Source organism: Nocardioides sp., assembly GCF_030019515.1.
In the GTDB taxonomy this organism is placed as follows: domain Bacteria; phylum Actinomycetota; class Actinomycetes; order Propionibacteriales; family Nocardioidaceae; genus Nocardioides.
Map to the genome: position 1 here is coordinate 42940 of NZ_JASEEQ010000011.1, position 19674 is coordinate 62613.

Consider the following 19674-nt stretch of genomic DNA (forward strand, 5'->3'; position numbering starts at 1 on the left):
GACTTCCTTTCTGGTTGGCCTGGATCAGGCGGTTGTGTCGTCGACGAGGAGGTGGGCGGGCTCGAGCAGCTGGCGTGCTGCCGAGATCAGGGCGGCGGGAACGCGGCGGGAGTCCAGGCCGCTGACCGCGAGCTCGCGGTCCGCGGGGATCTCCACGCACCGGTCCGCGTCCAGGGCGCGGCGCACGGCCGGTCCACCGGCGTGCTCGAGGCCGCGGGGCCACTTCTTGCGGCGGGGACCGCACACGGCGAGGGAGATCTGCTCGGGCTGCCAGTGGTTGGACAGCAGGTCGATGGCGACCCCGAGGCGACGCATCCCGGGCATGGTCGCTGTGGTGACCAGGACGATCTGGTCCGCGGCACGGACCGCCGTGGCGAGCCAGCAGTCGGTGGCCAGCAGCTGGCCGGCCTCCCAGCCGACGTCGAGGATCGTCACCTGGCTCTGGTGCTCCGCCTCGGTCGGCAGGGGCACTTCGTCGACGCCGGCCAACACCCCGCTGGCGCGCTCGATCAGGACGTGGTCGCGCTTGCCCTGGCGCCAGTCGGCCGGGTGCAGCCCGAGCTCGGCGGTGCTCGCCGCGGCGAGCCCGGACGCGGTCACCGAGCAGCACTCCACGACGCGGACCGGCGCAGCGGCGGCGAGGCCGGCGGCCAGGGCGACGGTGCTCGAGCCGACCGAGCCGGCGCATCCGAGCACCGCGATGGTGTGCTCGCCGGTCGCCGGGGACCATGCGGTCTCACCGGTGGGCCCGCGGCCGCGCGAGCCCGCTCCGGTACCGGCGCCGGTGCGGAAGTCGCCGGCGTTCACGGCGTGCCAGGCGCGCTTGAGCTCGTCGACGGCGACCGGCCGGGTAGTGGCCTGGGTGCTCACCCGGCTTCCCCGAGACCGGCGCGGCGGAACTCCAGGGCGGCCCGGACCTCGGCCGGGGTGAGGCTGGCCAGCTCCCGCTTGGCGGCCTGTACCTCGTGCAGCTGCTCGACGCAGCCGGTGAGCTGCTGGATCGCCTCGGTCTCGCGGCCTGCGATCGTGAACAGCTCGGCGATCTCCTGCGGCGTCCGGGGCCCGTCCTGGGTGTTTGTCATGGGCTTCACCACCTCCAGTCGCCTATGTGTCGCGGGGCGCCGGGAGCGATCACTTGTCATGGCCGAACTTCCTCGGTGCGGCCTCGGCGAGCGCACGCATGCTGCGCGAGGCGTGGCGGCGGACGGTGGCCTCGGAGACGCCGACTCGGGGGGCGACCCGGCTTGAGAGCTCGTTGCCGATCAGGCCGCCGTAACCGCGGGTCAGGTTGCGGGTCTCGACCCGGTCGGCCTCCTCGACCAGGCACAACAGCAGGTAGCGGTCGGCGTCGCTGATGACCCTGCGCTCGCACGCCCAGGCGAGCAGCTCCAGGAGCTCCTCGGTGGCCGACGGCTCGTCGTGGTCGGGGCCGGACTTGTCGGCGAGGATCTCGGGGCGGTGGAACAGCGCGCCGGCAACCCGCCCGGTCAGCATCTCGCCGGAGGAGAGGGACTCGACGAGGGTGGTGTTGGCCCAGGTCCGGTCGGCGCGGGAGACGCAGAAGAAGTCGCCGACCTCGCGCAGCACGCCGACCCGGGTGTTCATCAAGATGTTCGCGGCGACCTTGCGCAGCCGCCGCCAGGGGAAGGTGCGGACCTCGATCCACAGCTGGGAGGCCACGAGCTCGTCGATCCGCTCGACCGCGGACCAGGTGCCGCCTACGAGCGGTTGGCTGTCGCGAAAGACCTCCTTCGGGGGCAACGTGCTCAACCAGCCGGCGAGCCGGCAGGCTCCCGGGAGCAGGCACTTGGCGAGCGCGGCGGCCGCCGCGATGTCGTCGCCGCCGTCCGGGGCGGCCAGCATCGCCAGCGCCAGGAGGACCTCGTCCGATGCGTCTCGGTCCACCGAGGGCAGCCATGCGCGGAGGTCGTCGAACTCCGCGACGACGTCGAGCCGGGAGTCCGCCGCCACCCAGTCCGGCCACTTGCTGCGGGCCTGGTCAAGCACTTCGCTGTTGTCGTCGAGATCGAGCTGGTCGCCCACACTCATCGCCCTCGCCCCCTTCGTCCGTGGTTGAGCTACGGCAAGAAAGGTCGCGAGCGCGTGTCCCCGCATCCGTCCCCCCAAGGCCCGATTTCAAGGGGGGGACGCGGAGGGGGGCGCGCGTTTGCGCAGGTCAGAGCGCGTCCCCCCGAAAGTTGAGAAAGTTTCTGGCGGACCCCTTGCGGGGTCCTATTTGCTGCTGTCAGACGCAGCGAACTTTTCCAACCGGCGCGGACCTACTTTTCAACACCGGCCCGGTAGCCATTCAGGCCAGCGGTCGTTGACGCCAGCGGACCGGTCGGGTGACGGAGTGCCCTGTCAGACTGGCGAGGTGATTGCCGATGATCAGGGGGGCCGACGGTGAAGGCCCCCGACCTCGAGCGAGAACAGGTCCTCGATTACTTCGCGGCTCAGATGGCCGACGACCCAGTGGTGCACTTGGAGAAGGTCGCCGTCGAGCGGGTCGGCTCGGTGCTGCACGACATCTGGGACGTGCACTGCAGGGGCAGCCGCTGGTGGGCGATCAGCAACTCGCTCAACTACTACTCGCAGGAAGACTTCACCAGCCGCGACGTCGCGCTCACCTTTCACGTCGGGCTCATGGTGCGCATCGCCAGCCGGGAGGAAGTCCCGATCACCGAGGACGCCGCGGGACTACTCCCGCGAGCGTGGCGCCTCTGGGAGCAGGCGGTCGAGTCCCTCGACGGCGCCCGGGAGGCCGAGGACTTCCAGGCGGTCGGGGTGAGACTGCGCGAGGCGATGGTCACCTACGCCGACGAAGTGGCCGACGACGCGCTCGTACCCGAAGGCGGCGACGCCCCCAAGCAAGCTGACGTCGTGGGCTGGACCAACCTGCTGATCGCTGATCAAGCCGAGGGTCCTTCCAGCAAGCAGCTGCGCTCGTACAGCACCAAGCTGACACGTGAGACGTGGGACTACGTCAACTGGCTGACCCACGCCAAGAACGCGATCGCCTACGACGCACACATCGGAGTCACGGCGGTGAGCCACTTCCTATCGATGATCACCGCCATATGCCTGCGGGCGGCGACCGGCGCGAGGAGCCGGTGCGAGAGTTGTGGCTCTTACCGAATGGTCGCCGGTACCTGCATCCGCTGTGGATGGGACGACCCGGACTACGTAGCGCCGGCCTCTCGGGAGCTGACCGAGGAGGAACTCGCCGCCCGACTGGAGAAGCCGTGCGTGCCCAGCTCCGACATCTCCACGTTCATGTCACCAGACGACCACCGCTAGGGCGGGCGTGCCGCCGCGGGTATCACCCGCCGAACAGAGCCAACTGACGACGCTGATCCCCGGTCAGGGGGTAGAGCAGGATTCGTTGCGGCCGGGTAGATCTCTGCCGCCAGCCACTGCGGCACGCGGACACCGGATGCGACTCCGACCTTTACTCCACGGGCGTGCTGCTCGGCCAGTAGCCGCTGGGAGTCGAACAGGTAGACGGCATCGATCCTCCACGCCCTATTGGTCCGCACATCCTTCGCGGTCGCCTTCGGGCCGGTCAGGACCAGGTAGTAGTCGAGCTCCGCCGCCTCGGTCATGTCCAGGATGTCCTCACGCTTGAGGTACCACTTGACGTTCACGCTCTTCCCCGTCAGCGGTCCCGAACGGAACCGTCCGTCGATGGCCTTGGCGACCGCGCTCGGCTCGAGCTCGATGTCGAAGATCCGCGACGCGATCCACTCCCCAGCGTGACCAGCGGTCATCGGCCGGTTGATCAGTCGGCCGATGCGTTCGTCGACGAGGTTGCGCTCGCGCAGCAGTTCCGCGAGCTCGGCCAGATCGGTCTCGTCCATGACTCCAGCGTGCCACCGCCAACCGTCGCGGTGTTGCCAGGCGACGCTGCCTCAAGCGCCGCGACAGACCCCTCTCGGCACAATGAACATTGCACGATGGTCGCCCGAAGGCGCACCTGCGGCGTGTTCAGCGCGGACAGCCGGGCAATCGATCGTTGTTCAAAGAATACTCGGTCGGTAGTGATTCGCGGGCCGTGATCGCCGCTTGGATCGGTCTGTCGTTGGCGTTCGACGCTGCGCCAGCGGCTCCGATGATCGGTACTGCGTCGGGTGCCAGCGGCGGTACTTGTTGATCATCGCCTGCTGATCTGACTCGACGAAGGAGACTGCTGACCATGGCTAGAGGTGATTGTGAGAACGCCTTCCAGGCGGCGGCCGCGGCGGATGGGATCGTCCTGGTGCGAGCCCGAGTTCCGTGGATCAACCAGCGCGGGCACCTGGGCCTGCCTGAACAAGCCGCTCCGGTGCTGCCTGTGCTCGACGAGATCTTCAAGACCCTCGGTGGCATCGAGCCGGAACAGGCCGCGAAGAAAGCGACGGTCCTTCCAGGCGACTTTCTGCACGTCGAGAGCGGGGTCTTCATCGAGACAGATGAGGAGCAACACTTCACCTCGCATCGTCTGGTGACCCTCAGCCTCTACCCAAACGACGTGCCTCTCGGATTCGACCTCGATGGGTACAAGCGTTTGTGCGAGACGCGGGCCCACAAGGCAGATCGCTATCGGGCTAGCAAGCCCGCCATCGGGTTCGGCCCGGGCGGCCGCCAGCGTCAGCGTGCCTTCAACGACGCACTCCGCGATCTCGTGACACCACTGATGGGGCACCCGCCGCTCATCCGGGTCCCTGCGCCCGATCGAGACGGCGCTGCCGCGTACGCCGCGGTGCGCGACCGGCTCCGAGCCGCCGTAGGCCTATGACCCAGTTGCTGCTTATCAGGAGTTCCCACTCAGCTGGAGCGCGGCCTGCAACGTTGGGGCGACCACCTTCGCGACGTACGGAGCATCCGGTCGATCTCCCCATCTGACGGAGCCGTGAGCGGAAGGGTGGGAGAAGCTGCAGACGACGACGCGGCGACCATCGTGGATGGCCTCATACAGGTATTCCGTCTGTAGTCGCGCCGGAGCAAGAACACCGGCCGCCCACTTGGCGACCTTGGCGCCCTGCAAGATCACGATCGTTGGTTCGAGGATCGACAATGTGGCGGCGAAGTGGATGCCGCAGTTCCGAGCCATGGTGCTTGTTGGGCGCCCCTGGCTACCGCCGGGTGGCCCAGCAGAGCAGAGCAGCCGGTTCACCAGGGCAAAGCCGTCGAAGAGGTGGAAGGGTTGCCCCTTGATGGGGCGCACGAACTCACCCTCGTAGTCAGTACCGAGACCCGTTCCCAGGAGCAGCCTCAGCGCCGTCGTCGTGCCTCGCATATGGGGATTGCGTCCCGGGTATCCGTCCTGCGCGTAATAGCGGCGCTCCAACCCCGACCCGTTCAACGTCTGCCGGTACCGCGTTTCCATGGTGACCTTGCGGCCGAAGATGGCAGCCGAAGGACCTTTGGCCAGCCCGGACTCCTGGCCCACCACCACAATGCGCAGCGGCTCCCCGCCAAGAGTCAGATCGAACCGCCGGCCGACGTGACTCATGATGCCCTCCCGGAAAGCATCGCCCTGGCGCCGCGTTTTGCGGCACTGCTGGAAGTGCGAACAGATGAACTGACCTTCCGACAGGAGATTGCTCTCCACGTACCTGTGCAGTCTCGTGATCCGCCTCCTCGTTGCCGGCAGATCGACGCTGACCGGCTGAGCCCGTGGCTCAGTCACGGCGGCTACCCGCCGCTCTGGCGATCAGTAGAGGGACGAATCGATCCCTCCAGGTCGGAACATGAATCTGCCCGCTCGACATTCCTCCGTGCGCGAACTCCTCGCGATACAAGGCCTCCTGCAGTTCCTGGCGGAGGTCGACACCCGTCATGTCCTTGATGCGGTCGAGGAGCAGGTTGTCGACACCTTCGTCCGTGGATGGGATCGACGTCTCGTCGAGCGCCTCTCGAAGTGCCCGCGAGAGGTAGGGATCACCGCGGAGGCCCCACTGCTCGGGCTCAGGAGTGAACAGGGACCCCATCTGCACGATGTCAGGCTACGGGACGTTGCTCGCGCGGCGGTCGCTCCGCTTCCACCTGCCCAGGAGGCGCAGCTTCGCGCAGGTGAGCTGTCCATACACTACCGAGTCTGGCCGGAGTCGGAAGATCACGAACTTTGACGAGCGCAGCCGGGAAGTTCGTTTCGCCAAAGTTCCTCGCGCGAGGTACGCCAATCGCGGACTCAGTGAGCGCTAGAACGGCGCCGGCTCGGCGGTCATGCGTTCGTACGCCGCGGCGAGGGCTTCGCGTGCCCGCTGCGACGCCGTCGTTGGTGGCGTCACGCTGGCCGCGGCGTGCCCTAGGCGTTCGGTGACGACGACGAGCGAGGCACCTGACGGCTCCCGGCCTGCAGCTTGTGCCACCTCGGCCTCGGCGAGCCGGGCGGCAGCCGCTGCGATGGCTTCGGCCCCCTGGGTGTCACGGACCAGCGGCGAGCTGACGCGGATCGGCCCCACCCATTCGAGGCCGATGGCGACCGCGTCGAGGTCCTGGCAGAACTCCTCGAGCAGCTGCTTGTCACCGCAGCCGAACGTGACCACGGATCCCTCTTCATCGCCCAGCGACTCGTAGCGCACCCCTACGTCGGAGGCGACGCCAGAGACGGCAGCCATCACCGCCAGGCCGTGCCTGTTGCTGGCCGGCATCGAGCCAACCCGCTCGTACCACTGTTCACGGCCGAGAAGTCGTCCCAGCGTTGCCGCGGCGCGTGCGCTCTTCACTGCGTGAGCACCTGGGCCTCGCCTACCCGGAGGTCGACGGACTGCTCGAGAGGATCGAGACTGATGGTTCCGGACTGGCCTCCGCCGGACCAGGTGACGACCCAGTAGGAACTGGCCGTCACCGTGAAGGTGTGGTCGGGCTGGTCCCAGCTCGTCTTCTCGTAGCGGTGGCCGCACGTGGGCGAGTCCTGCTTGCCGTAGTGATCGGCGTACGCGGTGCCCGCGGTCGTGCAGACCACCGGCGCGGTGCCGTCGCCCATGCTCCACTCGATCTTCTGGACCTGACCTGTCGCGGTCACGGTGATGCCGCCGGCACTCACGGACTCAGAGATCGGGCCGAAGGTGTTCCCAGCGGGGTTGTCGACCCACATCCACGTCGGCATCCCGACGATGCCGAGCGAGTTCGGGCCCGGCTTCGGCACGATGCCGATGGTGATCGGCTCGAGGTTCATGTTGGCGATCGCCTGCTCGGCCAGGTCCCGCGGGTTGACCCCTGGGCCGCCGTACCCGGGTGGGTCGGCGGGCAGCCACGTGTACTCCCAGCCACCGGGGGCACCTGGCAGGCAGTAGTAGTGATAGACCGCACCCTCGGGCTTCTTGTCCTCGAAGACCTCCGGCGGCCATGGGTCAGCTCGGTGGAAGTAGCAGCCGCCGCTGTACCACCAGGTCAGCCCGTTGTACTGCGTTGTGCACGGGACATCCTTTCCGTTGAACATGCACACAGGTGTCCCAGGGTCGCCGGGGTCGCCGGGGTCGCCTGGGTCACCAGGGTCGGTGTCCTCACAGACGAGCTTCTGTTCGCAGTTTCCTTGGTCGTCACAGACGAGCTCGTAGTGGCAGTTCTCTCCTTCGGCGGCCGCGGGCGCGGCGACGGCCGCCAGGGCGAACATCAGCCCCGCGGCCAGCAGGCGAACGGTCCCGGTCAGCACTGTTCCCTCCAACGGACGTCGGCCTCCTCGACCACCCACTCGCCCTTCGCTCGCTTCACGACGGTGTAGTCGACCTTCACCCTGTCGGGCATCGGGTTGCCGTCGGGGTCCGTGAACGGCACTTTGTTGCCCGAGGCGAGGACGACGACCTTGGACTTCGCGCGGTCTTCGCAGTCCGAAATCACGAAGGTTCCGCTATCCACGGTGACCACGTCGCCGAGCTCGTGCTGGACTGTCCCGCGGAGCCTCACCCCGTTGGCGTTGTAGTCCATGACCTTGGTGCGCTCGTTGAAGTACGCATCACCCGTGGCGACCTCCGAGAGCTTCACCAGGTCCTTGAGCTTGCCGCTCTTCTCGGCCTTCTCGGTGATCGTGAAGTAGCTCATCAGCGCAACCTCAGCGAGGTCCTCCGGCGTCTGCGGCGTCGGAGTAGCGGACGTGGGAGCGGTCGTCGACGGCGTCGCGGTGGGGGTGTCCTGGGCGTCGGGGTCGGTCCCGTCGTCCGAGCAGGCCGTCAGTGTCAGGGCCAGGGCGAGGGCCACTCCCCCGAGTACGGAGTTGGGCTTCCTCATGCGGTGTCTCCTCTGCTGGTGGGCGGCGTTACGACTGATCTCTGGCTGACGTCGTGGCTGATGTGCTCGAGTGCTCTTCGGCGGCGTCAACGAGCTCGGCGAGACTGCCGAGGCCGGCGCGTTGGTCATCGAGGGATGGCCTGTCTGCGCCGGCGCTGACGTACCGGCCTGTGAGCTCTTGGTTGAGCGTGGTCATTGGTCTGGTGCTCCCTTCCCGAGATCAGCTCGCAAGCCAGGCGTGTGTACTGATGATGGTCTTCGTACGCTCCGACAGTTCCATGGGCGCCTCGCCGTCGTCTGAGCGGTTGCAGACCTCTTCGCGCAGGATCCGCTCGGCCTCGAACTGGTCGCCCTCGGCCTTGGTGACTTGGGCCAGGCACAACCGTGTGCTCTCGCCGTCGGGGTCGGCCTTGTTGGCAACGTAGGCAGCCGAGCGGGCCTTGATCAGGTCCCCGGTGGCGAGGGCCTCGGTGACGACGATCAGTGCGACGTCGGAGATCCAGCCGGGTGTCATGAGGTCGAACCGCTCACCGTCGGCGAGCCAGGACCATCCGTCGTCGCGCTTGTTGCTGAACGGGGGGCCGGTAACGAGCTCGAGGGCTGTGCTCAGGTCGGCACGTCCCTCGGCGCCGCCGCGGGCCTGCCCACGGGCACGAAGTCGCAGGAAGAGGTCGAGGTCGATGAGGAGGCCGTCGTCGACCTGGTAGACGTTGACCCCGTTGACCTTGGTGGCCGGGGCCTGGTCGGCGTGGGGCAGGTGGGGCTCGCCTGTACGTGGGTTGGTGCCGAGCCAGTCGCGCACGGTGTTGGTGTAGTCGCGTGCCTTGCCGGCCGAGATGCCGAACGCAGCACTGATCGCCTCCCTGGTGGCGCCGTGCTGGCGGCGCAGCGCGATGAACGCCAGGAGTTCGGTGAAGTAGGGCTTGCGCCTGTCCAGCGCCTGGCCGTGGGCACGCACGGCCACCTGCCCCAGCAGGCTGAGACGGGGGCGGTCGCAGTCGGGCGAGAACCAATCGGCGATGTCCTGGTCGAGAGCCGGGTCGGAGCTCTCAACTTCTGTGCGGACGTGCGCAGGCACCTTCGGAGCCAGCGCATTGAGGTCCTCCTGCACGATCGCGCTCTCGCGGATGTAGTCCTCGTCGTTGCCCTCGAGGAGGGACGTGAGCGGTTCGTCGACGGCGTCCTCGGGGGTGTTGCGGGGCAGGGTGTGCTCGCGACGCAGTGCGCCTGAGCGGTCCGTGTAGGCCTCCCAGCCTTCGGTGGCGGTCTCGTCGACGGGAACCGGAACGTCCTCGAGCGTGTCGCTCTGTGCGTAGACCAGGGCGCAGCCGCGGGCCTCATCACTGGTGAGGCCGACCGCAATAAGGTTGAGGCCGGCGTGCTCGAGGACGACGCGGCCGGTGTTCGTCATGTGCAGGACGGCGCCCGGGGTGTTGGGGCGTTCGCCGGCGACGACGATGGAGGTTGCGGACTGACCGACGTGGTCGTTGACCAGCTGCAGCAACTGCTCTAGCTCGGCCGGGTCGCCGGCCGCGGCGTCGAGCACGAGCATCCGTGCCGGCCAGACGTCGTCGTCGACGCTGCCGGTGCGGGCGGTTGAGACGTCGGTGTCGTGTCGTGTGGCCCGGTCGACGGTGCTGACGGCGGCCGCGAGGATCTCCGCGGTTGCGGGCGTTCCGTCCGCTCCCGTGGGGTAGTAGGTGATGCGCTCGTCCATGGCGACGGTTTCCTCAGCGACACCGATGCAGTCGAGCTGCACTCGACGTGACCACGGGTTGACGGCCAGCTGGGCGGCGAGGTGGCGGGCGAAGTCGCGGCCGTAGGTGGGGTCACCGCTGATGGTGAGGGTGGAGAGCTCCTCGCAGTTGAGGAGCCAGGTCTCGCCGGTGTCGCTGGCGCCGATGGTCACCAGGAGCGGGTAGGGCGGCTCGACGTACCCGGGGTCAGGGCCGAGGTCCTCGGCGTCGACGTCGGTGCCGACGTGCCAGTGGGTCTGGTCGGGGCTGCCGGCCCAGGGTGCGGGGAGTTCGGCTGGTGCGCTGAGGTGCAGGGTCAGCTCGCCGTGGCCGAGCTCCACGGCCGCCAGGGGCGGCATCGTCCCACCGACGGCTCCAACGGCCGCGGCGAGGCGACGGAGGGCCTCGTGGGTGAACTCCACGGTGGCGGCGGCCGCGGCGCCGGTGGCGTTGAGGGTCATCTCGACCGGGGCGAGCTCGGGTGGCGGGGCGGCGATCGCGCGGCCCGGCGGGCGGTTGCGGAAGCCGCCACGTCGACGCGTCTTGAGGGCCATTAGCAGTGCGCCGGAGAGGAGGACTCCGCCGCCGGTGAGACCGGCGAGGATCCACGGGGCGTCGAGGATGGAGTCGTCGGCTTCGTCGGCCTGGTCGACGTCGGCCGCCGGAGACGAGGGTTCTTCGGCCCGCGGCTGCTGGACCTCGGGCGCAGCGGTCTCCGGTGCTGCGGTCTCCGGGATGACCGGCGTCTCGTTCTCGGCCGGCGGGTCGACCGGCTGCTGCTCGTCCTTCGGGTTCGCGGGCCTGTCGGGCTTGTCCTCGCGCGGCAGTTGCGTGTCGGGCTGTCCGGTGGGCTCTGCGTGGGCGCCGGGGATGTTGAGAGTCCAGCCGACGTCGATGACGTCGGGGTCGGTGAGGTGGGCGTCGCCAGGCTGGGTGAGGGCGGTGGAGGCGTCGTAGATCTCCATGTAGCGGTCGGCGTCGCCGAGCTGCTCTTGGGCGATGTCGGTGAGGGTGTCGGTGGGCTTCACGGTGTACTGGTGGGCCTGGGCGTTGGCTCCGGCCGGCGCTGGGAGCTCGAGGACCCAGCCGGGCTCGAGGAAGCTCGGGCGGGCGCCGAGCAGGTCGTGGTTGAGCTCGACGATCTCCTTGTAGCGTGACCCGTCGCCGAGGTGCTGGTCGGCGATGGCCCACAGGCTCTCCCCCGGCTTGACGGTGTGACTGATCGTCTTCTGCCGCTTGGTGTCGTGCTTCGTGACGTCCGTTGCCGTGTGCGTGGTCGGGGCGGCGTGGTCGGTGACGCCGGCGGCGTGGTGCCCAACGGCGGCATGCGCGGGCGCGGCTTCTGCTGCGGCTGTGGTGGTGTGCACGGTGAGGGGTGCGGCAACGAAGAGGAGTGCCGCCAGCCCGATGAGGCCTCGGGCGCCGGCCTGCGGGAGGCGCAGGCCGGGGAGCTTGGGTGCCTCGACCCTGCGGAACTGGGCGACGGCCTCCAGGGCGAGGCTCAGCACCATGAAGGCCCAGCCGAGCCAGCCGACGACCTTGAACAGCCCCAGGACGAGCGTGCCGTCGTCGGGGGCCAGGAGCGCGTCCTTGATCCCGTCGAGGGTGGGAGGTTGGGCGGGGATCGGGTTGGCGCCGATCGCGAGGAACGCGGCGGGCAGGCCGATGACGATGCCGAGCACGGCCACCGTGGCGAGGAGCCCGGTGAGGCGCTGGCGAAGCGTGGGGGTGTTCATCGCTCGATGCCTCCTTCGGCGCGGATGAGCCGCGCGGATGCCTCGCCGGTCACGGGCATCGAGTTCAGACCGATGATCCCGAGGAACTTGCTGTCGTAGGTGTCGGTAGTGCGGACCACCAGGGTGTCGCCGCCGGTGACGGAGACGGTGCCCTCCACGCCGGCTGCTCGGAGGTAGTCCTGGGCGGCGGATTTCGCGGCGAAGATGTCGACCCGGAGGTCCTCGCCGCGCACCGCTGTGGAGCCCTGGACCTCCTGGGCGCCGGTGCGGGCGGCCTGGGCGGCCACACTGCGGGCGTGCTGCTGGGTGTGGACCTTGCCGCCGAGGTCGACGACCATGCCGACGAGGATGATCATCACCAGTGACGCGGTGGCGAACCAGACGCTGATCGCGCCACGCTCGTCACGCGGCCGACGGCGAAGCAGATGGCGGTTCATCGGCGCTCCCGGTAGGCGTCGACGGGGCTGGAGGCCGTAGCGGTGATGACCCGGTGTCCGGGTACGCCGGGCAGGGCTAGGTCCGACAGGTCGACGCGGCAGGTCACGGTGGCGGTGACCTGGGCGGTGGTGCCCAGTGGGGCGTTGAACGCCGCGGCGTTGACCGTGATGTCGGTGCTCGTGCAGTGCACGCTCTGGTCGTGCAGGCTGCTGGTGGCCGCCGTCTTCCCGGCGGAGATTGCCTCGCCCTGGGTCCGCTCGATCGAGGCCGCGCGGGCTGCGTCGTAGGCCGCCGCTTCGACCGACTGCTTGGATATCTCGACGCGGCCGCCCATGATGATCATCGCCACGAAGAGCCCGAACGCCGGGATGCCGATCGCGGCCTCGATGGCGGCCGACCCGCGCTCGTCGCGGCGCCGTCGTCGGGAATCGTGAATCCGCCGGATCATTCCGTCAGCCTCTCGACGGGGACGCTGGCGCTCTGGGTGACCTTGACGTGCCAGCCGGGGATCACGCTGAGGCTCTTGCCGGTGACCGTGACGGTCGCGGTGTTGGCTGTCCGGGATGCCGAAACGCTGGTCGAGGTCATCACGTCGGTGCCGCCGGCGTCCTGGAGGAAGGTGTTGGCTGTCGCCAACCCTGAGTCGCGGGTGCCGGTCTCGCTGCCCGCCTCGCGTGCGCCCTCCTGTGCGGCCGCGAGCGCAACTTCGCGCGCGTGGTAGTACAGGGTGCCCTGGAGGCCAAGGAACATCACCAGGAAGAGCGCCGGCATCAGGAAGACCATCTGGATGGTCACTGAGCCGCGCTCGTTGCGGCGGCGAGAGCTGGCGATCATCGGGGCCTACTTGATCTTCGCGGACTCGCTGGTCACGAAGAACTTGATGGCGGCCACGACGATGCCGACGATGACGATCACGGCGCCGGCCCAGATGACCTGCTCGATGGTGACCGAGCCGCGCTCGTCGCGGTGCTTGACGATGCGGTCTTCCAGGCCGGTGAGCACGGTGAGTGCCGCCACCTGGAGGGTGATGAAGAGCTTGAGCATCGGGTTGGTTCCTTTCTTGGTGGTTGGGTTCGGGTGACCCGGTTGTTTGAGGTCGGTGTTAGGTCGTCAATCGGAGCATCGAGGGGGCGATGAGGATCGCCATGAAGACGACGCCGAGCAGGCTGGCGGGGATGTACATGCGCTCGGAGGCGGCGTTGGCCTTGCCGACCTCTGCGCTGAGCATCGCCGAGCGGAGTGCTGCGGCGCGGGCGCGGAGGTTGGTGTAGATCTGGGATCCGTCTTGCCCGGATTGCTGCATGATGTCGGCGAGGTCGTCGAGCTCGGTGACCCCGAGTTCGTCGGCGAGATCGTGGAGGGAGTCCCAGGGCGCGCGGGTCATGTAGCGGGCGCGGCGCAGCTCGCTCTCGATCCGCTTGAACACCCACTTGTCGCCGACATCGGCCGCGGCGCGCAGGGCCTGCTGGCCGCTGGCACCGTCTCGGACGCCGGTGGCGACCATGTCGATGTAGGCGCCGAGCGCGCGGTTGAACTCGATGCGGGCCTTCTTCGCATCGTCTGTGGCGTTGTAGTTCGGCATGAACCAGAACAGCGCCGCCAGGGCCAGTGACCCGAAGGTGGGGATGACGAACGGGAGCGGCAGACCGATCAGGCCGAAGAACGAGGCAAGCAGCGGCGGCATGACCAGGCCGAGCAGCGCCCAGACCACCTTCTCCCCGTAGAACCGGGTCTCGCTGATCTGCAAGATGGCGAGGTCCTTGCGCGGAGTGTGTGCCCAGGCACCGCCGGGCAGGTTCTGCAGCGCCCACACCCCAATCCGATCGACCAGGGAGCCTGCCTCAGTGTCCTCGGCGTCCGGGGCGCCGGCGCCGCGGCGGGGGACGACGTGGTCGGGTGAGAGACGGTCCAGTGCGTCGACCAGATCCGGGTCGGAGGGCGCCAGTCTCCAGACGAGGATGGCGAAGGCCAGGCCGATGAGCGTGCCGCTGGCGAGCGCGAGCTGGAGGCCGGTCATGCCGGTGCTCCTTCGTTCTGACGCTGTGCGTTGCGCGCCTGGAGGTCGAGGAACCGCGGGAGCGGCTTGGCGACCGCCATCCGCCGCATCATCAGCAGCGTGGCCACGTAGGCGCTGAGGAGGACCGCGAGGATGACCTGCCCCAGCGGGCTGCCGTAGGGCTCGATGTAGTCACCGGTGAAGGCGAGCAGGCCGAGGACGCCGAGGGTGATCACTGTGACGGTGCGCGCGGTGGTGCGCGGCTTGGCTTGGTCAGCCTCGATCTGGCGGCGGGCCCGCACGTCGGAGGCCACGGTCTCGGCGAGCGCATCGAGGGCCTTGGCCAGGCCGGCCTGTCCGCGACCGCTGGCGGCCAGGATGAGCTGGCTGGCGACGACGTCGCCGGTGGAGTCGTTGAGGTCCTCAGCGAACGCGCGCAGCACGTCCTCGGTGGTGCCGGTGCCGTTCCACAGCCGCGACACCATCAGCCCGACCTCGTCCTCGATCGGCGCGGGCACCGACTGCAGCGACTTGATGAGCGCCGAGCGCAGCGACTGGCCGGCCGTGAGCTTGCCCGCCAGCGACCGCGTCCACTCCTCGAGCGCTTCGAGCTTCTCGATGCTCGCGGCCGCCGGCGGCGGGGAGAGCAGCAGCGGGATGCCGATGATGGCGGCCGGGACGAGCACGATCGCGATCACCCAGCCGGTCACCAGTGCGACCAGCAGGCCGGTAACGGCGCCGGCGACGATGAGCTTGCGGGTGCGTGGGCTGAGCTGGTTGATGCGGCTGCCCAGCCGCCCGAACGGGGTGACGGTGCGCGCGGGCCGGGGCGGCTTGGGTGGTGCCGGCCGCAGGGCGTAGACCATGCCGATCAGGCCGGCGACGACCAGAGCGCCGCAGACCGCGGGCACGAGCGGGGTCATGTCGTGGCCACCCCCTCGTAGGCCTTGGCCTCAGTGGTGTAGGCCTCGAGGTCGAATCCGTGGCGGGCCAGCTCTTGGGCGAGGTGGTTGTCCAGCTTGCCGGTGGCGGTGGCCGGCCCGAGCCGGTTGGGGGCGAAGACTGGCGCGGTCGCGTAGCCTCTGACGGCGTCGGCGCTGGGATCGACGACCAGGACCTCCTCGACCCAGCGCCGCTTCCGGGAGGTTCCGTCACCGTTGTCGGTGACGTCGGCGCGCAGGTACACCACGACGTCGACGGCGGCAGCGAGCTTGCTGATCGCGAGCTCGCGGGTGACCTGGGGGCCCTTCTCCATGGCGCAGGAGACGAGCTTCTCGATGGTGTGGTCGGCGCTGCGGGCGTGGGTGGTGCAGATCGAGCCCGGGCCGGACTCCATGGCCTTGAGCATGTCCCACACCTCGGGGCCGCGGACCTCGCCGACGATCTGGCGGGCGAGGGTGAACCGGAAGGAGTCGTGGAGGGCCTCTTGGAGTGTGAATTCGCCGGCCCGGCGGCCGTCGACGCCAATCTCGCCGGAGCCGGGCCGGTGCTCCCAGGCGTGGACGATGCGGTGCCGGTCGCGGAGCTCGTGCAGGTACAGCTCGAACTCGGTCTCGAAGGTGCCGATCATCTCCCAGGGCGGGATACACGAGCACAGCGCTCGGACCCAGGTGGTCTTGCCGCTGCCCTGGACCCCGGAGACGACAATGCTCTTGCCGGCCCGGACGCAGGCGGCAAGGAAGTCGGCCAGCACGGGTCCGCACGCCTTGCGGTCGTAGACCATCTCGTCCAAGGAGACCGTGCGCAGGCCGTGGCGCCGGATGACGACCGAGGTGTTGGCGGTGACCCACGAGGCGGCGGCCAGGCGGGCGCCGCCCGGCAGGCGCAGGTGAAGGCTGGGCCTGGCCTCGGTGAAGGGGCGGTTCTGGCGGGCTCCGAGATCGGTGAGGAACTCGCGCAGCTCATCCTCGGAGTCGGCGACGGGAGGTGCCGTGACCACGGTGCCGTCGGTCTTCTCCAGCCACACCGAGCAGTCGGGCCCCGAGGCGATGATGATGATGTTCTCGACGTCGGACTTATCGACCAGCGGCTGGAGCCGGCCCAGGCCGAACAGGGCGGCCTCGAGGGCCCTCTTGAGAGCCTTCTCCTCCTCTGTTGTCCACGGGCGGCGGCCGGTGGAGACGAGGCTCTCGGCCTCGGCCTTGACTAGCTCCTCGATGACCTCGATGCCCTTCTGCCGGCGGTCCTCCTCGGTGATCCGGCCGCCTTCCTTGTCCAGTCGGGCAGTCAGGCGGGTGGAAATCTCGGCGCGGTACTGCGCGATCAGGTCCCAGTCCAGGACGGCGTCGCGGGTCTGGTCGGGGTTGGTGTGGTCGACGTACGACTCGTTGACGGGGTCGCTGGGCACGAGCGGGCGCAGGGAGAACTCGGATCGGGTCCGCCCCGGCCGGTCGTCGTCGCTGGCCCAGGCGCCGCTGAACATCGGCAGGGAGCTCGGGTCGTCGTCCTCTGCGATCGGGTTGGCGGGCGGCGGCGCGGCGTGGGCGCCGTTGCTGGTACGCGCGAAGGGGGAGCGCTGGTCGCGATCGGCGTGCCGTGCAGCGAGCCACTCTTCGGCGCTGAGCGGCTCGCCGGCGGGCTGGTGTCCGTTGGTGCTCACGCGCGGCCTCCAATCGTGGGGGCGAGTGCAGCCTGGTTGGTGGCGAGGATGGAGTGAATGGATGCCGAGCCGGCCCGGTAGCTGCGCAGCAAGCCGGAGGACTCGAACTTGCGGGGCTTGCGGGCGCCGTGGGAGTAGACCTCCGCGACCTCGGGGTCCCAGTCGACCGAGGCGACCACGGGGATCTGGAGGGCCTTGGCGATCTGGCGGGCGGCGTAGGGCCGGACTCGGGGCACGACCGTCGGCACCGTGGGCCAGCGTCCGTCCTCATCGACGAGGAGGGCACCCAGCCGGGAGAGACCACCCACGGTGGCGAACTGGTCGCGCAGCGCGTTGGCCCAGGACCTGACGCCCGCCAGCGCCGGCAGCGAGTTCCGGGTGACCAGCAGTGTCAGGTCGGAGGCGGCGATCAGCGGTTGAGGCCAGCCGACCAGGCCGAGACGGCCGGCGTCGACGATGACGTCTTGGCCGTTGCGGTGCAGTGCCCGCAGCTGCTCGGCGAGGGGCTCCCAGAGCGGCAGCATGCTGGGGGCCTGTTCGTGGGAGCGGATGCCGGGCAGAAACCACGCCGACTTCTCAGCCGTGGCGTCCGGGTCGAGGATGAGGGTCTCGCGCGGGAGGGCCTCGACCAGAGTGCCGTCGCGCTGCGCGAGGGCGAGGTTGATCAGGCCGCCGGTGGGCTCCTGGGCGCCGCGGAAGTAGCCAGCGAAGACGCCCGAGGCTCCGTCCGGCGAGGCGTCGACCAGGAGTACGGGCCGGTGCCAGTTCAGGGTGAATGCGAGCGCCGTGGTGGTGACGCCTGGAGATCCACTCGCGGAGGCCAAGACGATCAGCGCCATGGCTCAGCGCTCCCGGGTGTCGAGGACGAGCGCGACGCGGCCGGTGGCGGCGCGCGCTGCGAGGTCGGCCGACTTCTCCTTCGGGACCGAGACGTTGACGACGGTCTCCCCCGTCTCCTCCACGCGGCTGACACCAACCACGGTGGCCTCGATCGTGACGGGCGTCTGCTCGGTGACCTCGCCCTGGTCGCCGGGGGTGGTGACGATTCGGACGGTGTCGCCGGAGTACAGGGGCTCTGAGGGCATCTGAGCCGGCGTGAGGCTGATGCCGACCAGGGACTCCCCCTCTCCCGGCACAAGGTTGTCGGTGACCTGTTGCTCGGAGAGCAGCGTGCCGGCCCACAAGTCGACGGCCGCGCGGCTGCCCTCGATGCTCGACTTCTGAATGCCGCTGATCGGCGTGAGCGCGGGGTCGATGCTCACGCGAACGACCGTGAGGTCCCCCGGCTCGATGGTCTCTCCTCGCGCGATGTCCCGGTTCACGACGAGGACCTCCTGGGTGTCGCTGACCGAGGTGTAGGCAAACGCGGCGCCAAGCGCTCCGGCGGCGACCAGTACCGCGCAGATCGCGAACACCAACGGCCGACGACGTTTCTTCGCCCGGGCCGTGGCCTGCTCGCGACCGACCGTTTCCTTCGGGGCAGCCGGCGCCGGGCCGCTCGGCGGCGGCGGGCCTCCAGCTGCGGTCTGTGAGGTGGTGTCCAGCGACATCAGTCCGAGTCCTCTCGTCTCTCGATCACCTATGTGTCAAGACGGGCCGGGGCGATCACCATGACCCAATTCCATAGGAACACACTAGTGCAGTCTTATCGAGTCCCGGTTTCTCCACAGGGGCGGAATCCGAGAAGTCATCGCCAGAGTCCTCTGCAGGAGAGGTCGCGGCCCAGCTCCCCCGATGGAACTGAGCGTCAGCGCGGCCGAACGTGCAGATCCATGAGACCACATTCGTCCGGGTTTCTCCCGCGCCGATTCTGCCCCGCCCGTCCAGCGGCATCATCCGTGCAGGTACTCAGCTACCTAGGCTTGGTCCGGCCCTGCCGCCGCCGGCGTAGGCGCTGCGCTTCATTGAACGCCACCGCGACGACGTCGGCCGGCTCATGGAGAACGCGCCCGAGTGCCTCGAGCGTGGAGGGCCCGGGCAGCCGGGTCCATCGACCTTGCTCCCAGGAGTAGTACGTCGGTGCCGACAGATTCGTCGGGGCGACGAGCTCGGGCACGGTCAAGCCAGCCTGCAGGCGCAGCGCCCTCAGATCGGGGACCTCGCCATCAAGGTGGATCAGCCGGAGCGCCGGGATGTCGAGGGCGCGAGCGAGCTTCACCAGGAAGTCGGGCCGCGGCACCGAGGTAGCGAGTTCCCAGCGTGAGACGCGCTCTCCCCCAGCTGCGCCGACGAGTCGCGCCAGCTCGTGCTGGGTCAGACCCGCCTTCTCTCGGGCAGCCCGCAATGCTGAGGGATCGACTCCGGAAACCATCGCCGCCGAACACTATCTCCCAGGCCCTCGTCGATCCTCGTCAAGGTCCGCACACAGAGCACGGCCAGTTCGAACCCGCTGACGACGGTTGCTCGCACGCACCCCCTACCACCCAAGGCACCACGCTACGAAGTTTGCTTGTTCACGCTGTACGCCAACCCTGCACGAGGGAGCTTCGGCCGCTGTTGATCGCTCCCAACCTCGTGCCTGACTTAGGTGACCAGGAAGCGAGGTGGACCATGAGCACAGCCCCAACTGAGAACCCGGGTCCCGGTGTCGTCATTTTCACTGCGCTCGGCAACGCCGCGCTCGACCATCTGGCCGCCTCCCTGGCGGCCGAGTGCGACGGCTCCCCGACGAGCATCGCCGACCTCCTTGAGCATGTTCTGGAGGCCGACGTCGAGGACCTGGCCGAATCTCTCAGCGAGGCCGCCCGTCCGCCGGTGCGAGATAGCGGTCCCAGTCGCGACGTCGAAGAGGTCGGTCCCGCGGCCGAGAGTCCGGACGGCGCGGCCCGCCGTCGTCTCACGGCCCGTGCACCGCTCGCCGGCGGCGCGGCCGACGCGCCCGGCAACGGCATCACCCGTTGAGCAGCGCGCCGCGGGCATACAGGTCGTTACACATGGCTGACGTGTAACAAGATGTATGGG

General features: G+C 69.0%; 23 protein-coding genes. 3 read left to right on the plus strand and 20 right to left on the minus strand.

Going from position 1 to position 19674, the window contains the following annotated elements:
• Positions 1 to 24: 24 nt before the first annotated feature.
• From QMC84_RS15600 to QMC84_RS15610, 3 genes are read right to left on the minus strand one after another with little or no spacing between them, the layout of a single operon-like run.
• The gene (locus tag QMC84_RS15600; RefSeq protein ID WP_300376195.1) at positions 25 to 870 is read right to left on the minus strand and encodes a hypothetical protein; all 846 of its coding nucleotides are present in this window, start codon (positions 868 to 870) and stop codon (positions 25 to 27) included.
• Positions 867 to 1082, minus strand: a complete 216-nt coding sequence (locus QMC84_RS15605; protein WP_300376198.1) for a hypothetical protein — start codon at positions 1080 to 1082, stop codon at positions 867 to 869. Before QMC84_RS15605 ends, QMC84_RS15600 begins: the two co-directional genes overlap by 4 nt.
• Before the next feature lie 49 nt (positions 1083 to 1131).
• Positions 1132 to 2049 carry a hypothetical protein gene (locus QMC84_RS15610; RefSeq protein ID WP_300376200.1) on the minus strand — a complete coding sequence of 306 codons (918 nt, stop codon included), beginning with the start codon at positions 2047 to 2049 and terminating at the stop codon, positions 1132 to 1134.
• Between the two features lie 354 nt (positions 2050 to 2403).
• Between QMC84_RS15610 and QMC84_RS15615 the strand changes: the two genes are divergently transcribed.
• The gene (locus QMC84_RS15615) at positions 2404 to 3297 is read left to right on the plus strand and encodes a hypothetical protein (RefSeq protein WP_300376202.1); all 894 of its coding nucleotides are present in this window, start codon (positions 2404 to 2406) and stop codon (positions 3295 to 3297) included.
• Here the strand turns inward: QMC84_RS15615 and QMC84_RS15620 are convergent.
• The gene (locus QMC84_RS15620) at positions 3294 to 3857 is read right to left on the minus strand and encodes a hypothetical protein (RefSeq protein WP_300376204.1); all 564 of its coding nucleotides are present in this window, start codon (positions 3855 to 3857) and stop codon (positions 3294 to 3296) included. The two genes, QMC84_RS15615 and QMC84_RS15620, sit on opposite strands and share 4 nt — an antisense overlap.
• Positions 3858 to 4192: 335 nt before the next feature.
• Between QMC84_RS15620 and QMC84_RS15625 the strand changes: the two genes are divergently transcribed.
• A complete protein-coding gene (locus QMC84_RS15625) occupies positions 4193 to 4774 on the plus strand; it encodes a hypothetical protein (RefSeq protein ID WP_300376206.1) in 582 nt (193 codons plus the stop codon).
• Positions 4775 to 4789: 15 nt separating this feature from the next.
• Here QMC84_RS15625 and QMC84_RS15630 read toward each other — a convergent pair whose 3' ends face one another.
• The 16 genes from QMC84_RS15630 to QMC84_RS15705 all read right to left on the minus strand — a co-directional run bounded on the left by QMC84_RS15630 (position 4790) and on the right by QMC84_RS15705 (position 19024).
• Positions 4790 to 5590 carry a hypothetical protein gene (locus tag QMC84_RS15630; protein ID WP_300376208.1) on the minus strand — a complete coding sequence of 267 codons (801 nt, stop codon included), beginning with the start codon at positions 5588 to 5590 and terminating at the stop codon, positions 4790 to 4792.
• Between the two features lie 70 nt (positions 5591 to 5660).
• Positions 5661 to 5975 carry a hypothetical protein gene (locus QMC84_RS15635; RefSeq protein WP_300376210.1) on the minus strand — a complete coding sequence of 105 codons (315 nt, stop codon included), beginning with the start codon at positions 5973 to 5975 and terminating at the stop codon, positions 5661 to 5663.
• Between the two features lie 204 nt (positions 5976 to 6179).
• The gene (locus QMC84_RS15640; protein ID WP_300376212.1) at positions 6180 to 6707 is read right to left on the minus strand and encodes a hypothetical protein; all 528 of its coding nucleotides are present in this window, start codon (positions 6705 to 6707) and stop codon (positions 6180 to 6182) included.
• Positions 6704 to 7636, minus strand: coding sequence for a hypothetical protein (locus QMC84_RS15645; RefSeq protein ID WP_300376214.1), 933 nt, complete (start codon positions 7634 to 7636; stop codon positions 6704 to 6706). Before QMC84_RS15645 ends, QMC84_RS15640 begins: the two co-directional genes overlap by 4 nt.
• On the minus strand, positions 7630 to 8208 hold the full coding sequence (locus tag QMC84_RS15650; RefSeq protein ID WP_300376216.1) for a hypothetical protein: 579 nt from the start codon (positions 8206 to 8208) through the stop codon (positions 7630 to 7632). Before QMC84_RS15650 ends, QMC84_RS15645 begins: the two co-directional genes overlap by 7 nt.
• Positions 8209 to 8428: 220 nt before the next feature.
• Positions 8429 to 11680, minus strand: a complete 3252-nt coding sequence (locus QMC84_RS15655) for a LysM peptidoglycan-binding domain-containing protein (protein WP_300376218.1) — start codon at positions 11678 to 11680, stop codon at positions 8429 to 8431.
• Positions 11677 to 12117 carry a TadE/TadG family type IV pilus assembly protein gene (locus tag QMC84_RS15660; protein ID WP_300376220.1) on the minus strand — a complete coding sequence of 147 codons (441 nt, stop codon included), beginning with the start codon at positions 12115 to 12117 and terminating at the stop codon, positions 11677 to 11679. The genes QMC84_RS15655 and QMC84_RS15660 overlap by 4 nt, the downstream gene beginning before the upstream one ends.
• Positions 12114 to 12566, minus strand: a complete 453-nt coding sequence (locus QMC84_RS15665; protein ID WP_300376222.1) for a TadE/TadG family type IV pilus assembly protein — start codon at positions 12564 to 12566, stop codon at positions 12114 to 12116. Before QMC84_RS15665 ends, QMC84_RS15660 begins: the two co-directional genes overlap by 4 nt.
• Positions 12563 to 12952 carry a TadE family protein gene (locus QMC84_RS15670; RefSeq protein WP_300376224.1) on the minus strand — a complete coding sequence of 130 codons (390 nt, stop codon included), beginning with the start codon at positions 12950 to 12952 and terminating at the stop codon, positions 12563 to 12565. Before QMC84_RS15670 ends, QMC84_RS15665 begins: the two co-directional genes overlap by 4 nt.
• A 6-nt stretch (positions 12953 to 12958) precedes the next feature.
• Complete coding sequence (locus tag QMC84_RS15675) at positions 12959 to 13162, minus strand: hypothetical protein (RefSeq protein WP_300376226.1); 204 nt, start codon at positions 13160 to 13162, stop codon at positions 12959 to 12961.
• Between the two features lie 58 nt (positions 13163 to 13220).
• Positions 13221 to 14135, minus strand: a complete 915-nt coding sequence (locus QMC84_RS15680; RefSeq protein WP_300376228.1) for a type II secretion system F family protein — start codon at positions 14133 to 14135, stop codon at positions 13221 to 13223.
• Positions 14132 to 15037 carry a type II secretion system F family protein gene (locus QMC84_RS15685; protein ID WP_300376230.1) on the minus strand — a complete coding sequence of 302 codons (906 nt, stop codon included), beginning with the start codon at positions 15035 to 15037 and terminating at the stop codon, positions 14132 to 14134. The genes QMC84_RS15680 and QMC84_RS15685 overlap by 4 nt, the downstream gene beginning before the upstream one ends.
• A complete protein-coding gene (locus QMC84_RS15690) occupies positions 15034 to 16713 on the minus strand; it encodes a CpaF/VirB11 family protein (protein WP_300376232.1) in 1680 nt (559 codons plus the stop codon). The genes QMC84_RS15685 and QMC84_RS15690 overlap by 4 nt, the downstream gene beginning before the upstream one ends.
• Complete coding sequence (locus QMC84_RS15695) at positions 16710 to 17552, minus strand: hypothetical protein (protein WP_300376234.1); 843 nt, start codon at positions 17550 to 17552, stop codon at positions 16710 to 16712. The genes QMC84_RS15690 and QMC84_RS15695 overlap by 4 nt, the downstream gene beginning before the upstream one ends.
• Positions 17553 to 17555: 3 nt before the next feature.
• Positions 17556 to 18263, minus strand: a complete 708-nt coding sequence (locus QMC84_RS15700) for an SAF domain-containing protein (RefSeq protein WP_300376236.1) — start codon at positions 18261 to 18263, stop codon at positions 17556 to 17558.
• Between the two features lie 302 nt (positions 18264 to 18565).
• The gene (locus tag QMC84_RS15705; RefSeq protein ID WP_300376238.1) at positions 18566 to 19024 is read right to left on the minus strand and encodes a helix-turn-helix transcriptional regulator; all 459 of its coding nucleotides are present in this window, start codon (positions 19022 to 19024) and stop codon (positions 18566 to 18568) included.
• Between the two features lie 239 nt (positions 19025 to 19263).
• Here QMC84_RS15705 and QMC84_RS15710 point away from each other — a divergent pair, with 239 nt between their 5' ends.
• Positions 19264 to 19614, plus strand: a complete 351-nt coding sequence (locus QMC84_RS15710) for a hypothetical protein (protein ID WP_300376240.1) — start codon at positions 19264 to 19266, stop codon at positions 19612 to 19614.
• Positions 19615 to 19674: the final 60 nt, after the last annotated feature.

Bases quoted from the DNA above. Each gene is read 5' to 3' on its own strand.
- QMC84_RS15685 (WP_300376230.1), bottom strand. From the start codon at position 15,037: ATGACCCCGCTCGTGCCCGCGGTCTGCGGCGCTCTGGTCGTCGCCGGC.
- QMC84_RS15675 (WP_300376226.1), bottom strand. From the start codon at position 13,162: ATGCTCAAGCTCTTCATCACCCTCCAGGTGGCGGCACTCACCGTGCTC.
- QMC84_RS15610 (WP_300376200.1), bottom strand. From the start codon at position 2,049: ATGAGTGTGGGCGACCAGCTCGATCTCGACGACAACAGCGAAGTGCTT.
- QMC84_RS15655 (WP_300376218.1), bottom strand. From the start codon at position 11,680: ATGAACACCCCCACGCTTCGCCAGCGCCTCACCGGGCTCCTCGCCACG.
- QMC84_RS15605 (WP_300376198.1), bottom strand. From the start codon at position 1,082: ATGACAAACACCCAGGACGGGCCCCGGACGCCGCAGGAGATCGCCGAG.
- QMC84_RS15670 (WP_300376224.1), bottom strand. From the start codon at position 12,952: ATGATCGCCAGCTCTCGCCGCCGCAACGAGCGCGGCTCAGTGACCATC.
- QMC84_RS15665 (WP_300376222.1), bottom strand. From the start codon at position 12,566: ATGATCCGGCGGATTCACGATTCCCGACGACGGCGCCGCGACGAGCGC.
- QMC84_RS15620 (WP_300376204.1), bottom strand. From the start codon at position 3,857: ATGGACGAGACCGATCTGGCCGAGCTCGCGGAACTGCTGCGCGAGCGC.
- QMC84_RS15705 (WP_300376238.1), bottom strand. From the start codon at position 19,024: ATGGTTTCCGGAGTCGATCCCTCAGCATTGCGGGCTGCCCGAGAGAAG.
- QMC84_RS15625 (WP_300376206.1), top strand. From the start codon at position 4,193: ATGGCTAGAGGTGATTGTGAGAACGCCTTCCAGGCGGCGGCCGCGGCG.
- QMC84_RS15700 (WP_300376236.1), bottom strand. From the start codon at position 18,263: ATGTCGCTGGACACCACCTCACAGACCGCAGCTGGAGGCCCGCCGCCG.
- QMC84_RS15710 (WP_300376240.1), top strand. From the start codon at position 19,264: ATGAGCACAGCCCCAACTGAGAACCCGGGTCCCGGTGTCGTCATTTTC.
- QMC84_RS15695 (WP_300376234.1), bottom strand. From the start codon at position 17,552: ATGGCGCTGATCGTCTTGGCCTCCGCGAGTGGATCTCCAGGCGTCACC.
- QMC84_RS15660 (WP_300376220.1), bottom strand. From the start codon at position 12,117: ATGAACCGCCATCTGCTTCGCCGTCGGCCGCGTGACGAGCGTGGCGCG.
- QMC84_RS15650 (WP_300376216.1), bottom strand. From the start codon at position 8,208: ATGAGGAAGCCCAACTCCGTACTCGGGGGAGTGGCCCTCGCCCTGGCC.
- QMC84_RS15680 (WP_300376228.1), bottom strand. From the start codon at position 14,135: ATGACCGGCCTCCAGCTCGCGCTCGCCAGCGGCACGCTCATCGGCCTG.